This is a genomic window from Desulfomicrobium aestuarii (genome assembly GCF_055385525.1).
On sequence record NZ_AP042427.1, the window covers coordinates 2,090,515 to 2,106,087 of the forward strand.

General features: G+C 47.7%; 10 protein-coding genes and 1 tRNA gene. 5 read left to right on the forward strand and 6 right to left on the reverse strand.

The features are described from left to right. Positions 1–15: 15 nt before the first annotated feature. On the reverse strand, positions 16–318 hold the full coding sequence (locus ACZ5AC_RS09400) for a PilZ domain-containing protein (protein ID WP_464247363.1): 303 nt from the start codon (positions 316–318) through the stop codon (positions 16–18). A gap of 200 nt (positions 319–518) precedes the next feature. Between ACZ5AC_RS09400 and ACZ5AC_RS09405 the strand changes: the two genes are divergently transcribed. Then, positions 519–595 (forward strand) — tRNA-Met (locus ACZ5AC_RS09405). Positions 596–743: 148 nt separating this feature from the next. Here ACZ5AC_RS09405 and ACZ5AC_RS09410 read toward each other — a convergent pair. Further along, positions 744–1,253: an ATP-binding protein gene (locus ACZ5AC_RS09410; protein ID WP_464247364.1), complete on the reverse strand. Its 510-nt coding sequence runs from the start codon at positions 1,251–1,253 to the stop codon at positions 744–746. Positions 1,254–1,286: 33 nt separating this feature from the next. Here ACZ5AC_RS09410 and ACZ5AC_RS09415 point away from each other — a divergent pair, with 33 nt between their 5' ends. The 4 genes from ACZ5AC_RS09415 to ACZ5AC_RS09430 all read left to right on the forward strand — a co-directional run bounded on the left by ACZ5AC_RS09415 (position 1,287) and on the right by ACZ5AC_RS09430 (position 4,384). Then, positions 1,287–1,436, forward strand: a complete 150-nt coding sequence (locus tag ACZ5AC_RS09415) for a hypothetical protein (RefSeq protein WP_464247365.1) — start codon at positions 1,287–1,289, stop codon at positions 1,434–1,436. 565 nt (positions 1,437–2,001) lie between these two features. Then, positions 2,002–2,253, forward strand: coding sequence for a hypothetical protein (locus ACZ5AC_RS09420; RefSeq protein ID WP_464247366.1), 252 nt, complete (start codon positions 2,002–2,004; stop codon positions 2,251–2,253). Between the two features lie 25 nt (positions 2,254–2,278). Continuing rightward, entirely contained in the window at positions 2,279–3,277 is a 999-nt protein-coding gene (locus ACZ5AC_RS09425; RefSeq protein WP_464247367.1) for an AAA family ATPase, read from the forward strand. 81 nt (positions 3,278–3,358) lie between these two features. Continuing rightward, on the forward strand, positions 3,359–4,384 hold the full coding sequence (locus ACZ5AC_RS09430) for a hypothetical protein (RefSeq protein WP_464247368.1): 1,026 nt from the start codon (positions 3,359–3,361) through the stop codon (positions 4,382–4,384). A gap of 467 nt (positions 4,385–4,851) precedes the next feature. On the opposite strand, the gene ACZ5AC_RS09435 is transcribed toward ACZ5AC_RS09430, so the two are convergent. The 4 genes from ACZ5AC_RS09435 to ACZ5AC_RS09450 are packed head-to-tail and all read right to left on the reverse strand — an operon-like array spanning position 4,852 to position 13,589. After that, a complete protein-coding gene (locus tag ACZ5AC_RS09435; protein WP_464247369.1) occupies positions 4,852–7,851 on the reverse strand; it encodes a type III restriction-modification system endonuclease in 3,000 nt (999 codons plus the stop codon). Positions 7,852–7,859: 8 nt separating this feature from the next. Beyond that, positions 7,860–9,830: a site-specific DNA-methyltransferase gene (locus ACZ5AC_RS09440; protein WP_464247370.1), complete on the reverse strand. Its 1,971-nt coding sequence runs from the start codon at positions 9,828–9,830 to the stop codon at positions 7,860–7,862. 10 nt (positions 9,831–9,840) lie between these two features. After that, the gene (locus ACZ5AC_RS09445) at positions 9,841–10,611 is read right to left on the reverse strand and encodes a DUF4391 domain-containing protein (RefSeq protein ID WP_464247371.1); all 771 of its coding nucleotides are present in this window, start codon (positions 10,609–10,611) and stop codon (positions 9,841–9,843) included. Beyond that, the gene (locus ACZ5AC_RS09450) at positions 10,611–13,589 is read right to left on the reverse strand and encodes a helicase-related protein (protein ID WP_464247372.1); all 2,979 of its coding nucleotides are present in this window, start codon (positions 13,587–13,589) and stop codon (positions 10,611–10,613) included. Before ACZ5AC_RS09450 ends, ACZ5AC_RS09445 begins: the two co-directional genes overlap by 1 nt. Positions 13,590–15,573 lie beyond the last annotated feature (1,984 nt).

Genomic DNA, 15,573 nt, shown 5'->3' on the forward strand with positions numbered 1-15,573 from the left:
CGGATGGCCGGCCCTTTACCCTCTGTACTTCAGTCCGGTCTCGTACACCGGCAACCCCCGCTCGGGAACCTGCTTGGTCCAGCAGACCGCCACGGGATAGCGGTCGAATTCACCCAGGGTGGATTCCTTGGGGCTGTAGCCCTCCAGGGAGAGCTCAAGCTTGGCCCCCGGCTCGATGGGCGTCCGGGTCTTGAGGCAAAGCCCGCCGTCGCCGTAGTTGATCATGCGGGCGTAATACGTCTTGTGCTGCCCCTCGTAGGTGTAGCGGACGGGCACAAGGCAGTCCTTGCGAATGTGGATACGCTTGTTGGCAATCATGAAGACCTCCTTCTCGTGTCCCGGAACCCAATCCCCGGGAGCCTGACATGTTCCGATGAACTTCTATTAGGCACTAACCCAAACCCGTCCAAGAGGCAAATCGCCAAAATCGAGGTTCAGGAGAAAAAAGTGCTTGCCATTTGAAAGCCCCCTCTATATTAACCGACTTCGCTTTCGGGGAGACCCGAAACCGCGAATACGGCGAGGTAGCTCAGACGGTTAGAGCATGCGGCTCATATCCGCAGTGTCGGGGGTTCAATTCCCTCCCTCGCTACCATTAAAACTAAAGGACTTAAGCAGGTTAGCTTAAGTCCTTTTTTGCTTTCCCGCCAATTGGTCAACCATTGGTCAACCTCTTTTAACCCCGCATAATCCGCCAATCACATCCATTTGGCGCTAAAACTTCTCGGCTTCACTCCAATTCCTCAAAAGCCAAGAGTATCCATCCCCCCTTTCCTAATTAGACAACGGAACGAAGGAAGGTTCGCGGCCATCCTTGAAGACCCTCCCCACAAGTTTAGCCCAGGAGTGACTGCCCCCGCCAGACGCGATAAGTACACATCTCCGCGAAAGGGAAAGTTAGTCCAGATTGCTTGTGGCCACCATTTCCATATAATTGGCTCAGAGTGCTCCGCCCAGTCAAACGGCATCAAAAATGCGTCCGCCGCCTGGCAAGCCAAACGGCATCGATTTATGACCCACCATCGGCGTGCAATTCTGCCCCCCCCAAGAGTGCCTCTAAGCATCCGGCCAAGTCTAGGCGAAATCCGTATCAGCGCCACTGACCAGACGTCCTTTGCCTCAGTCTCCAGCTTTCGTTGTCCTGTCTCAAAGATCTCAAAGTGATGAGTAACGCGGTCGAGGAGCGTCGCCGTCATTTTGGCACCCTCGAAGACCTGCGACCATTCGCCAAATCTCAGGTTGTTGGCGATCATCGCCGACGTCTGCTCACAGAGCTTTGACAACCGATGGAAGAACAGTTGCCCTCAGCGGGGTCAGGAGAACGGCAGATAGCCAAATTCGTCAAAGAAGATCAGGTCGAGGCGGGCGAAGATTTCGACCATGCGTCCGACCTTGCCCGCTGTCTTTTCCTGTTCGAACTCGATGCCACGACCTAGTCATCGGAAAGCCCCGAGGGTCCTACACGGCCTTCGCAGCGCCACATGTGACCAGAATGGCTCACCCCGTGAGGCAAGCCGGTACTGTGTTACACATAATAAGGCAGCCTCACGAACAGCGCCCAAAATGCCAAGCTGATGACTTGCTCAAGGACTACCCCACGATCAACAGAGACGAATATGCGTGAGCCGATGTCGCCTGATTGAGTAAACAGGTAAGAATCGGGAAAGCAATGTCTAACCTATTAGCCCCCCTTGACAGCATCTACGGTTAAACGCCCAAAACGGGTAACACGAATCCATAACATGGTAACAACAACATTCGTTTTGTTTTTTGCTTTTTATGTTTTGTTTCCTAATTGCCCAAAACCCTCCTTCTCCCCCTCAAAACCATCGAATTAGCCTCGCCTCCCCCCTTTTTCCGAGGAATGTTTGATTTTTCGTGCCAGATATGCTACATAGATTTCAGAATGGGAAATCTAACCTTTGTTTACTAAGCCTAGCATCCATTCTTGTTAATAACAAATATCAAAAACACCAAGCCTCTTATGTGAGCATGATAACAATGAATAATAATGATAATCGGAACTATATTGAAGAAGATATCTGCGATGAACTTGTAAAATCTTGGGGCAGTCCCCTAGTCCTTCGTGGAAATGTAGGTCAGTTTTCTGGAGGGCTGTTACACCCAAGAACACTTGCAAATTTGGATTCTTTAGGAAAAGGGCCTGAACATCGGATTAAATATGGCAGAAAAGTAGCATATAAAACTGACGTACTGGCTAAATGGATTAAAGAAAAAATTGTAACTTTTTAAACTCATTATATTAAGATAAATAATAATGAAAATTGATAATAACACGATAAATACAGAAGTAAATGATTTTGAAGATTTTAAGAAAGAAATTTTGTCACTCCAGACAAACACTTTGACATCTTACAATTTGAAAGAATTTTTTAGCATGCCGATCCCCGAAGCCGAATACATCCTGCAACCCATACTGTGCGAACGAAGAAATACACTCATCTACGCGCCACGAGGAGCAGGAAAAACATGGTTTTGCCTAGCCATCGCATGGGCAGCCGCAAGCGGGACATCTCCCTTCGAAAGATGGCCCGCCAAGAAAGCGTGCAAAGTTTTATACATAGATGGCGAGATGGCTGCCGACGATATGCAGCACCGACTCAAGCTGATCACAGCAGGCAAAGCCTCAGATGAAGCGGCAGAGAACTTCCGTTTAATAACACCCGATCTCTGCCCCGGACCGATGCCAAATATAGCGACAACTATAGGACAAGATGCTCTTGCGCCCTTCATTAAAGATAGCGAGGTAATATTTATCGATAATGTTTCCTCTTTGACACTACTCGCCAACGAAAACGACACTGAAAGTTGGGGCAAAGTCCGGGAGTGGATTTTTTACCTGCGCAAGCTCGGGAAGACCGTTGTACTTGTACACCATGCTGGAAAAAACGGACAGCAAAGAGGCACGAGCAGCAGAGAGGATAACCTTGAAATCACGCTCTCGCTGAAACATCCAAAAGGATACCGGATACACCAGGGAGCCCGCTTCGAAGTGCACTTTGAAAAAGCTAGGGGCTTGTTCGGCGACGACGCAAAACCATTTGCGCTCGAAATGGTAAAAAAAGAAACCGAAATCGTCTGGAAATACCGTCCACTCTCACAGGACAAGAAGATCGCGAAGGTTGATCCTAAACACGAAACAATTCTTAGCCTTTCCGGCCAGGGAAAATCGCTCAACGCCATAGCAGAAGCAACCGGCACTCCGCGATCAACGGTCCAGAGGATAATCAAACAAGCAAAGGCAACTGACAACTAACCGTCCAGCAGGGATGTATACATGTTTACAAGGTATACATGTTTACATCCCATTTACTAAGAAAGGATAAAGATACTCGATATGAAAACAGAACCTATGTCGTTTAGGGTAGCCGACGAGACGAGGGACAGATGGGAAGCGTTCAAGACAAATACGGGCAAGACAGCCGAAGAAGCTTTGTCCATGCTGTTGGACACACACAACCAGTCTCAAAGCCAGAACATTACGCTCAAATCCCCGATGCTTTCTAGCGCCAAAAACAACATTCCGGCGGTGACCAAAAACTTACAAACCGCGCTCGATTTAATTGCAACGACGATTTTTCAGGCTGAACAAGGGGCCGCAGAGATTCATCAGCAGGCGCAAATATCGGTCGAAGCTGCTCAAACGAAGATCAACACCCTTGGGAACGACAACATTAACTTGAAAGCGGAAATCAAGGTTACTCATGAAAAAATCTCTGTGCTCGAACGCGATAACCGTGAATTATCCCTCAAGGTCGGCGAGCTTCGGGATCAGGCAGAGACTATTGCCACGCTGAAAACCGCGTGGGCAGCACGTGAAGCAGAAATATTGGAACAGGTTGCAGCCTGGAAATCCGAAGTAGCTTCGGCAAGGGAGGTCGAGAGGCGTTATCAGGAAGTCGACCGTGAACTAGAAGCCACCAAGGTCGCTCTGACTCGAAAGGAGGCCGAACTCACAACTTTGGCCAGCACGCTTGCCAAAACCGAAGAGATGCTCTCCGCAGAAGCATCTTCCCGCGCACGCGTTGAGACAAAAGCAGCCGAGCTAACTGCTGAAGTCCGAGTACTTAACAATCAAATCGTAACCGACGAACGCCGCCTGGCAGAATATCAGGACCTTATATTAAATTTGAAGCAATCCCTAGAAACTGAGAGATCTGCCCGCGTCGTGGCCGAAAAACTTCATGCTTTTGCACAAGCACGGCTTCAAGCCACCACCGACCCCGAAAATAAAACCCATGACATCAAGACAGGAAAAAACAATTCCCTTGACACACCACAGCCTGACCTTAAAATTACTGACACTGCACCTCATACTTCTAAACCAAGTAAGAAATCACATCGAAGACATACTAGCGAATAGCTTACCTATCGGCCAAACCAAGGCGCACCTTATTGTGATATAAAAAACAATTACGTTATATCATTTCTAACAGAATATATACAAAGAGTATTATAACTGCTGGCTTCATAGTCTGCCCATGTCCCACTGTCCCACCCCCTATATATAGGGTGTGGGACAGTGGGACATGGGCAGACAGCCATTCCAAACTCGTATATATAACCACGAAAATTACTCATAAACCTAGATCAAGAAAAGAAATATATCACTGAGGAAATCAGAAGAGGCAATTAAATCATCAATAAATCTAGACCTAAATCAGTAACTCGAAATCAAAAGACAACTTCAAGAGCTAAAACAAGAACCATAAAACAGATACTGTTCCGTATCCTTCGGTATGCTTATAAACTAAATCAAAAGCATCGTGAGCCAAAGGCCTGGTGATGAACTAAAAACGGTCAATCATCACTGCCAACGCCAAGCATCACCTACACCTGGACCAACATTTCACCGACATTTGTTGCGTGGATGAATTTGGCTGGATTGTCTTGTTTATCGGCAAGAACGGCGAAGTGCTCGATACCGCACTTAATCTTTGCTCCTTCCTTGTGGCGCAGATCATCCCACCAGAGGCTCCCCTTTGTCTCGACGACAAAGTAGAGTTTTTCCTTACCATCATCCTCTACGAGAACAGCCCAATCAGGATTGTAGGTGCCGAGTGGCGTTGGGACCTTGAACCAGCCAGGAAGTTTGGCGTAGACTTTTACCGCTTCGTTTCTCTCCAATTCTTGGGCAAAGCCCTTCTCGACGCCACCGGAATCGAACACAACGTGATCGTAAACCGACCTTTGAGATTCAATGGTGTTCTTAAGATAGCCGGTCAGCTCCTCTTTCTCGAAAAGCTCCTGTGCGTAGAAGTACTCGTCTCCGATGCGGTGGTACTTGATTCCATCAACCAGAGCCATGCGTTTTGTTCTGCTTATCGCCTCAGTCGCCAGTTGGATGAACTCTTGAGGATTGCGCTTGAAATCGTTCAGGCGGCGGCTCTCGGTAAGAATTCTAACGATACTTTTACGGGTGAGCTGCGTCTTGTCCTGAAGATCGGTCAGGATATCTGGCAGCTCAATGTCCGTCTCGTTGACTGTCGTAAATCCTGAAGCACTTGTTTCCTCTGCCACGACTCCAGACTTACCGATGGCAAGATTAGCGCTCCTGAACCGTGCTCTCGTTTTGCTGATTGCCGGGCCGGTTTCGATCGCTTTGGCGCAATCCTGGATCAGCTTCTCATTGTCGAAATCAACTCGGTACGTAGTCTTGTGCTTGATCCTGTCCCATAGTTCCTTGAATTCAGGGCTCAGGAAGCGTTCCTTGTTGGGCTTGATTGTAATGCGCTCATCAGCGTTTTTGACTTCCAGGCGACCAGCGAGTTTGCGGAGGATCGCCTTGATTTCCGTCTTCTGCTCTTCAAACTCTTTGGGCAACTCAAGAGTGTTTTCCTTCAACGCCGTTCTGAGGGCGTCCTGAACTTTGCCTTTCTTATCCAGCAAGTCATTTGCCTTCAGGAAATCCCAAATCCTCTCCGACTGCTCAACGCCAAGGGGCTTGGTTTCGCCACTCTCATCTGTCACAGCGATCGTGGCGAACTGGTGCTTCTCAACGATACCGAACCGGATGCCGGTATCGGCTTCGATTTCCTTCTGAAGCGTTTCAGCAAACTGCTCGTAGCTTTCATTAGCGATGACAGTCAGCGTATTTATATCGAATCCACGGAGGCGTTGCCCATCCTGATTGACGCAGAGCCTCAATCCTCGCCCGATGGATTGCCGCCTAGCTAGCTCGGTTCCGATGTCACGAAGAACGCAAATCTGGAACACGTTGGGATTGTCCCAGCCTTCGCGCAGGGCAGAGTGGGAAAAGATGAACTTCAGCTTGGATTCAAAACTGAGAAGCTTTTCCTTCTCGCGCATGATGAGGCTGTATGCGCGTTCAGCGTTGTCTCTGTTTGTCTGGTTGTTATCTTCTGTCTCGGTCCAGGAGCCTTTCCTGTCGATGGAGAAGTATCCATTATGGACCTCGTTGACCTCCACGTCCAGGTCAAGGCCATCGAAGAGGGGCTGGTAGTCATGGTCCTTGGCTAGTTTGCGGTATTCCTCCTCAAACATTGTGGCGTATTTACCCTTCACCCAATTCCCGTCTTCATCGAACTGGCGGTAGTACTCCACGCTGTCTATGAAGAAGAGGCTGAGCACCTTGACGCCAAGCCCTAACGTGGCAAAACGCTTCTCCTTGTCCAGGTGCTCTTTGATGGTGCGGCGGATCATGAGCCGCTTCAAGTCATCCTGGTTCACTCCGCCATGTTCATCGCCTGGGGTCAGGACCTTCTCCCCGTTGGGATACTTCAATTCGATGGACTGGTTATTCTTGCCACAGGTGATGGTGCCAATACGGAAATTCTCATAAATGGCTCGTCCGGTTTCCTGCTCCAGGTCATCCCCATCCTGAACGGTACAAATGCCCGGCTTGACGTTTCCACCTTGCTGGATGTGCGCCTCAATCTTGGCGGATATGGTGCCGTTTCGATTCTCGGTGGATAATAGCTTTACATAGGGCTTGTTGTATCCGCCTTCGACCTCTAGAGCTGCCACTTCGATTTGTTTGACCAACTCCTTGTCATAGGCATCCACCGCGTCCAAGCGATAGACCATGTGGTGCTTGTCTACATGGGTAGCAGAATAGCGGAGCGTGCAAAGAGGATTCATCGCTTCGATGGCTTTCCTGCCTTGTCCAGTTAAGCCTCCGTCAACACTCTGTGGCTCGTCTATGATGATAATAGGGCTGGTCGCACGAACCAAGTCGATAGGCTTTTCGCCGCCGGTCTTCTCGCTCTCCTTGTAGAGATTGTTCACATCTTTCTTGTTGATGGCCCCGACTGTGACCACCATGACCTGAACGTTAGGACTGGTGGCGTAATTTCGCACTTGCCCCATCTTGGACGAGTCGTATTGGAAGTATTCGTATCCCTTGGCTTCAGGGTAGAGGCCTTCGAAATGGTCGCGTGTGATCTGAAGGGTTTTGTAGACACCTTCTTTGATAGCAACGGATGGTACGACAATGACGAACTTGGTGAACCCGTACCTTTTGTTTAGCTCGAAGATGGTCCGCAGGTAGACGTACGTTTTGCCTGTTCCTGTCTCCATCTCAACGGTGAAGTCACCGCTGGTCAGCGCATCAGATGGGCGTAATCCGTTTTTTAGCTGAATCTCTTTTAGATTTTCCTGAAGCTCATCGTCTAGAAGCTGCAAACGGTTGCCAATTCCCAAGTCGGACTCGACCAATCCAAGCTTGAGCTGCCCATATCTGTTTGTCGTTGGAGTTGTCACAGTGAATTCTGTGCGACAGATTTCCTGCCCCCGAAAAAGACTAGCAACTGATTCAATGGCTGAAAGCTGATAGTCCAAGCTGTCTTCAAAGTGGAGCTTCATGATCATTGCTCCCCTTAAAGGCTACGGACGTGCTTGATGCCACTCTGTTCCAGAATGGCGGTAATATTGGTCTTGGCGATATCATTTTCAAACGCGCTGTCTCGGAAAACAACCTGCGTTTCGCTGACTGGATCAAGCTCCTTGTGCCAGTCTATGATACCTTGGGCCAAGTCCTCGATCTGGTCGCGTTCAATCTTTTTGTCGAGACACGCGAACAGAGCACCGAACCCGATGCTGTAGACGGTCTTTCCTGAGACTTTCTTTTCCTGAATGGGAACAGTCAGCTCAACCCCACGTTTGAGGAGGAGTTCATAGAGCACGTCCTGTTCGCTTCTGCCTGGGACAAGGTGCTCGGTATGGCCTATGAGGGTTTGCTCAAGGTCATTTTTGTCTGGGTTCCAGGCAACAATATTACTGCTGTCGAGCTTGAAGACTTTGAATCCAGTATCTGCATCCTTATTTTCTAGCGCATCTGAAATCGAGGAAATGACTCTACGGATCCTCTCCTTAGAAATATCTGCAATCGTGCGAAATCCCGCTTCGTAGGCTTTCTTTGTTTCCTCCCTGGGCTGCTCTTTATCTTTTACAAGATCATATGTTTTTTCAGGCAATTGAACGAGAATGAACTGAAATTGTTCGTCATAATCAACTAGACATTGATAAACAGCGTGTGCAGTCGTCCCTGAGCCAGCAAAAAAATCTAGAATGATGTCACCAGGCTCCATACTTTGCTGAATGATTTCTTGGATCATACCAACAGGCTTTGGGGTTAATTGCTTTGCATCCAACTCTGGAAACAGTTTGCCTAAATTTTTTGTAGCATTATCGGTAGAAAACCTATTCCCCATCCAGATTGACTTTGGAGTACTTCTTCTTTCCCCCTCATCGCCATCAAGGAAGACCTTATATGACACTCTCCATGTGTCACTTCTTGTTTTTCTTGCACAGATGATATCAAGATTTTCAGCAACTTTTTCTTTTTTCCATCTCCAACGACCATCAACATCGTTGCTTTTCACAGGATAGATTTCATTACAATACTGAAGTGAACTTTCCAAGCTTACTTGACCTGTTTTCGGGTCTGAGTAAATTGGGTAATACAAATTTGGTCTTTCCTCCCTTGTATCAGCCCCACCTCTTTTTCTCAGGTCTCGCCATTGGTATTTATTACCGTCACCGTCGTCTTCTCCATACTCTTCAAGTTTATCCTTAGACAATGGCAGGCCGCGCGGATTATATCCATCCATCTTATAAATCAAAACAGACTCATGACAGGTGGCTATCCCTTCACGATCATTTCTTCCTTTCAAATTATTGACCACTGCCACTTCAGATATTCTATTGCTTTGCCCAAAAATCTCATCACAAAGGCATCTCAGGTTTGTCACCTCATTATCGTCAATAGAAATAAAAATGATACCGTCAGGACGAAGCAATCCTTTGGCAACCTTAAGTCGCGGATACATCATATTAAGCCAATTTGTATGAAACCGTCCTGAGCTTTCAGAATTGGTCGAGAATTTGTACCCCTCGTCATTGAGTTGACCAGTATAATTTAAATATGTATTGATAGTTTCTTTAAAACAGTCAGGGTACAAAAAGTCTTTCCCTTTATTATACGGAGGATCTATGTATATTGTTTTAATCTTGCCAGAATAACTCCGCTGAAGTATTTTCAATACCTCTAGGTTATCTCCCTCAATAAACATGTTCTGTGTTGTATCCCATTCCACACTTTCCTCAGGACATGGGCGAAGGGTGCCTGTTGATGGAGCTAGAGCAATCTGGCGAGCTTTTTTCTTCCCAAACCAGTTGAGCCCATATTTTTCTTCACCTTCAGCTACTTCATCTCCCAGAAGCTGCCTCAGCACTTCAAAGTCAATCCCATCTTCCGTAAAGGCTTCAGGGAAAATGTTCTTCAGGGATTTCATATTCTCATCAACTACGTTTAGGCTCATGCCATCTTGCTCAGAAAGTTTTTCCATGGGATAATCCTTAAATCACAGCTTTGATCGCGTCCATGCGATCCTTGATCTGTTTGCTTTTAGTATTCAACTGCACCTGGTCGCCCAAGTTCTTTTCTTTTTTGAGCTTGTTCCGAAGTTCCGTCAATTTCCGCTCCAAACGAGCCAATTCCTTCAGGGCTTCACCACGATCCACGCTTTCTCCCTCAGAAGGAGCCAATGAATACGAGCCGGTATGGACCGCACAATTATAGGCAGTAATGCGCTCAGCAATATCCTGGTAGAACTGGAAGAAATTTTGGAAGGAAAGATTCTTTATTTGGAGGTCGTCTAAGAAGCTGTTTTGCCAAACCTCAGGCGACTCAAGCGGAATCCATCCAGTGTCGAGACAATCCTCAATCACCATCTTATTGCTATCCGCGCGGCTTATCCTCTTCAAGCCCGCATTGAGAGCGATGCTGGAGCCGCAGGAGAAGACAATGACCACAGGATAAGGGATCGCCTTCTGGATGACTTCAGCGATTCGTAAATGACGTTTGTCGGACGAGAGCGTAACTTGGATCAGAGCGACTTCCAAATACTCATGGGGGTCATCCTCAAAACTCTGGATATTAATCGTGGAAGGTTTGAGGGTGTACTTCCATTCGATGGACTCTATGTCTTCCTTGAACGCTTTCTTGTCCGTGGCGGTGAGCTGCCCGTTGTCGTAGAAGTGTTTTTTAAACAGCCTTTTTCCGAGATAGCAGGATTCTGGAACGTCAAGATTGCTGTAGAAATCTTCTATGGTCGCCGGGAAGTCCATCACGCCCTCACAATCAGGTAACTGACCACTTCAAAGTCATCCATCCCCTTGAAGGCATCCTTGGTCAGATTGGTGCCGCCACGAGAGAATAGGCTTTCGACCCCTTTCTCCTCGGACTTGCCGACTATGCCATTTACCGCTTGTTCAAGAAGGTTGCGATAATGACTCATATCGCTGCCAGCCTTGGTCAGGGAGTCCATTCGAGCTATGGCGTCTTGATCAGGCTCAGTGCGCCCCATGGATTGCTTCTTTAGAATATCCAGCACCTTCTTGGCCTGAGTGTGCCCGAATCGAACCTCACCGTTATCGGTGACAAAAGCGAGATAATGAGGAGCTAGGGCGTACTCCTTCTCGTCCATATTCTTGCCTATGTTCTTCAGACAAAAGACCACTCCCGGCTCCAGCCCGTCTTCTTGTTGAAGATCAGCATCCAGGCGCGTCACCGCATACAGTCCAGTAGGTGCTTTCCCTAACAATTCCGTGTGACTTTTCATATACGCAGAGAGGTCCATCTTGAAGTCATTCAGGGTCATGTCAGTGATGGATACGCCGCCGGAAATATCCTCCAGGTCAACCACCGTCTCCTGAAGCTGCTGGAGCTGCTTGCGCCGGTATTCCAGGTCGTTCATACGGGTCACGTTGTCCTGTTCAATGACGTTCTCCTCACCTGTCGCTGAAATGTCGAGAAGAACCATTCGTCCACTGACCCGCGCTTCCAGATTGATATATTCGTCCAGCTCCATGTTGGGCCAATAATTGACGAGCTGAATTTTCTTATTCTTGGAGCCAAGCCGATCTATGCGTCCGAACCTCTGAATAATCCTCACCGGGTTCCAGTGGATGTCATAGTTCACCAGCCAATCGCAGTCCTGAAGGTTCTGTCCTTCTGAGATGCAATCGGTGGCAATCAGCAGATCGATTTCGTCCGTAGCGTCGGCATCGATTTTGTCGCGTTCTTTCGAAACGGGAGAAAAAGCTGAAAGAAGGGCATCGAATTCGCACCGCATAGTTTTCAGGTTGCACTTGTTCGAACCGCCCCCAGTGATGAGGGCTGTATTCAGCTTCAAGCGCTTCTCTGCCCAAGGAGCGATGTGCTCATAGAGATAATTGGCAGTGTCTGCAAACGCGGTGAAGATGATGACCTTCCTGTTTCCCGGATTGATCGGCTTATCCTGTTTGAACTTGATAAGCTCCCTGAGGTTCTTCAGTTTGGCATCTCTCTCCGCAGTGACTTTGCGGGATTCATCAAGAAGGTAGCTCAACTTCGCCCTGTCTTCTTCCAAATCCTGCTTCCAACGAATCTGATCCATGTCCTTGATGAGGACCTTGACCTTTCTACCAATCAAAAAATCTTCGAACTCTGGGGAGTCCACCTCAATGTCCTCAATGCCGACCTCTTCGATCTCCTCGTCATTATGGTTTTCAAGCTTCTGGAGAAGCATCTTTACTTCATTCAAGAGCTTTTCCAATGTCATGCTAAATGAATTGATGGAGCTTTCCATCCGCTTGAGGAGGTTGACGCGCATGAGGTGGATCAAGCTTTGTTCGCGGTCCACCTGACGGAATACTGATTTTCCGTCTTTTACGAGAATGTCGTACTTGCGGTCATATTCACTGCGCTTCTCCATGCGGACATACTTCAGGGGAGAATACGCGCTGAGGTTCAGCTTTCGAATGGTCCGATTGATCTCTTTGAGAGGAGGAAACTCTCCATCAAGGTCAATATCCTCCTTGATGTTCATGGGCTTGAGGCGCTCAGGAAACTCTCCGACCTCGGCGACGTTGTAGTACTTCTGTATGTGCTTGCGAGACCGCGCAATGGTCAGCATGTCGAGGAGTTTGAAATAATCGAAGTTGAGCGCATCAAGCAGTCCCTCAGTGGTCCGATCCTTCTCATCCAGCTTGAGCCACTGGTTGAACCGTGTCTGGGCCTTACGAAGCGTCTCCTCAATGCTTGCTATACCATGTTCTTTGTAAGCAAGGTCCAACCCCTCAGTAATAAACGCCACCTGATTCTTGAGGTCGTTCATCCTGTTGTTTACCGGAGTAGCGGAAAGCATGAGCACTTTCGTCTTCACACCTGAACGGATGATCTCATCCATAAGGCGGGAATATCTGGTCAGCCCCTTGTCGGACTTGGTGACGTTCCTGAAGTTATGGGATTCGTCGATGACTACGAGGTCATAGTTACCCCAATTCAACGTTGCCAGGTTGATCTCCCCAGATTTACCCGTAAGCCGGGTGAGGTCTGTGTGGTTCAGGACATCATAGTTGAAGCGATCCTTAGCGAGAAGGTTCCGCTTGTCGTTGATCGTGTAAATGGACCAGTTCTCACGGAGCTTTTTCGGGCAGAGAACGAGCACCCGGTCATTTCTCAACTCATAGTATTTTATGACAGCCAGAGCCTCGAAAGTCTTACCTAATCCCACACTGTCGGCTATGATACAACCGTTGTACTTTTCAAGCTTATCAATTGCGCCGAGAACCCCGTCACGCTGGAATTTATACAGCTTGTTCCAGACAACGGTATCCTTGAAGCCCGTCTTGATTTTGATAATGTTCTCTTCGTCAATGTCTTCAAGTAGGTCCTGGAATGTGTGAAATAACGTGAGGAAATAAATGAATTCTGGAGCGTTATCTTGAGAGAGGGTTTCAAGCTGTTTGAGCAACAAATCCTTAGCATCGAAAGTCACACTTTTATTTTTCCAAAGACTGTCAAACCATTCGAGAAGAGCCTTCGTGCTTTCGTTGTCAGAAAGAGCCATATTCATGTGGTGCCTGTCAGACTCCACATAGCCAAGGCCCTCATTTGTAAAAGAAGAGCTTCCCTGAATAGCGATAGCCCTTTCGGCTCCACTAGCATGAAACATATTCTGGCTGATGGTACGAGCATTCTTTGCAGCCCTTACCTGTACTTTATTTTTCAACCATCCAGCACACTGAGCTGCAATCAGTTTTTGAAGAAGTTGGTTTTTCAAGCGTGTCTCATATGGCACCCCTGAAAGCGAAGAAAGGCAACCCTCGGAATTTATGGAGTCATCAGAAAGAATGATCCGTATCGAGGATTGTTGCTCAAGCTCTTTCCGCAAGCTCTGAAATGCATACAAAGAAAAAGAATCAGTTGATACAGCCAACTCTCCATCTTTATAAAGGCCTTCTCGGAGCCGATCCCCGACCTTTCCGTGTTTTTTATTATCTATCAACATAGTCAAAAAAATATCAAAAATCTCGTACCATGCATAACAAATGACCCTTCGATGAAAACGGAACAAGGTGAACGTGTGATTGCGCGTAACAAACTCGGCATATTTAGGGAGCCTTCCAGAAATGCAAAGAACCAAGCATCAAGCTTAACCGCATGTCAAGACAAAGAAATGTAAGACAAAATTGAATCGCTCTGGGTTGGGTCTAAGCGATTTCCTCCACGCCTCCGCCACAGACCTGTAAAGCCTCTTCGATGCGGATTTTCGGCAGTTCCAGCATTGTTTAACGTGGAGACCTTAGACTAGGCTAGGACGATCAACCGCACACTCGTCGTGCCTAGCGGCATTTCCACATAGGTCACCAAAAATATAATCATGGTGACCTTTGGCCCGGAACGGCCAGAAGCTCACTCGTCGTACCTAGCGGCATTTCCACATAGGTCACCAAAAATATAATCATGGTGACCTTTGGCCCGGAACGGCCAGAAGCTCACTCGTCGTACCTAGCGGCATTTCCACATAGGTCACCAAAAATATAATCATGGTGACCTTTGGCCCGGAACGGCCAGAGGCTCACTCGTCGTGCCCAACGGCATTTCCACATAGGTCACCAAAAATATAATCATGGTGACCTTTGGCCCGGAACGGCCAGAGGCACACCCGGCGTGCCCAACGGCATTTCCACATAGGTCACCAAAAATATAATCATGGTGACCTTTGGCCCGGAACGGCCAGAAGCTCACTCGTCGTGCCTAGCGGCATTTCCACATAGGTCACCAAAAATATAATCATGGTGACCTTTGGCCCGGAACGGCCAGAAGCTCACTCGTCGTACCTAGCGGCATTTCCACATAGGTCACCAAAAATATAATCATGGTGACCTTTGGCCCGGAACGGCCAGAGGCACACCCGGCGTGCCCAACGGCATATCCATATAGGTCACCAAAAATATAATCATGGTGACCTTTGGCCCGGAACGGCCAGAGGCTCACTCGTCGTGCCCAACGGCATTTCCACATAGGTCACCAAAAATATAATCATGGTGACCTTTGGCCCGGAACGGCCAGAAGCTCACTCGCCGTGCCCAACGGCATTTCCACATAGGTCACCAAAAATATAATCATGGTGACCTTTGGCCCGGAACGGCCAGAGGCTTACTCGTCGTGCCTAGCGGCATTTCCACATAGGTCACCAAAAATATAATCATGGTGACCTTTGGCCCGGAACGGCCAGAAGCTCACTCGTCGTACCTAGTGTTGCGTCCGCGAAATGCGTAAATAATCATGAATTCAAAAAGTATCTGAAATGCCGAGACAAAATTATTAAATCTGTATCAACTTAAAACGCGGTCGCAACACTAGCGGCATTTCCACATAGGTCACCAAAAATATAATCATGGTGACCTTTGGCCCGGAACGGCACAGCACACCCGGCGTGCCCAACGGCATATCCATATAGGTCACCAAAAATATAATCATGGTGACCTTTGGCCCGGAACGATCGGCCACAAAGAGGAGAAAACAGTTTGTGATAGAAAAACGTGAGCGAAAAACAAACAAAGAAAATAAATAGTAATAAAATTGAAAAAAAACAAATCCCACGATTAAGATATAAATGAGGTAATCAAATGAACGAAAATAAATTTGCACTACGAATCAAGAGCGAGACTTATTCAAAAATAAAGATGTTATCTAAACAAAAATATACGAGTATCAACTACATTATAAATACCGCTATCGAAGAGTATTGTGATCGTAAC

What these genes read in the sequence shown, in the direction of transcription:
- ACZ5AC_RS09400 (WP_464247363.1), bottom strand. Translation starts at nt 318, where the DNA reads ATGATTGCCAACAAGCGTATCCACATTCGCAAGGACTGCCTTGTGCCC.
- ACZ5AC_RS09410 (WP_464247364.1), bottom strand. Translation starts at nt 1,253, where the DNA reads ATGATCGCCAACAACCTGAGATTTGGCGAATGGTCGCAGGTCTTCGAG.
- ACZ5AC_RS09415 (WP_464247365.1), top strand. Translation starts at nt 1,287, where the DNA reads ATGGAAGAACAGTTGCCCTCAGCGGGGTCAGGAGAACGGCAGATAGCC.
- ACZ5AC_RS09420 (WP_464247366.1), top strand. Translation starts at nt 2,002, where the DNA reads ATGAATAATAATGATAATCGGAACTATATTGAAGAAGATATCTGCGAT.
- ACZ5AC_RS09425 (WP_464247367.1), top strand. Translation starts at nt 2,279, where the DNA reads ATGAAAATTGATAATAACACGATAAATACAGAAGTAAATGATTTTGAA.
- ACZ5AC_RS09430 (WP_464247368.1), top strand. Translation starts at nt 3,359, where the DNA reads ATGAAAACAGAACCTATGTCGTTTAGGGTAGCCGACGAGACGAGGGAC.
- ACZ5AC_RS09435 (WP_464247369.1), bottom strand. Translation starts at nt 7,851, where the DNA reads ATGATCATGAAGCTCCACTTTGAAGACAGCTTGGACTATCAGCTTTCA.
- ACZ5AC_RS09440 (WP_464247370.1), bottom strand. Translation starts at nt 9,830, where the DNA reads ATGGAAAAACTTTCTGAGCAAGATGGCATGAGCCTAAACGTAGTTGAT.
- ACZ5AC_RS09445 (WP_464247371.1), bottom strand. Translation starts at nt 10,611, where the DNA reads ATGGACTTCCCGGCGACCATAGAAGATTTCTACAGCAATCTTGACGTT.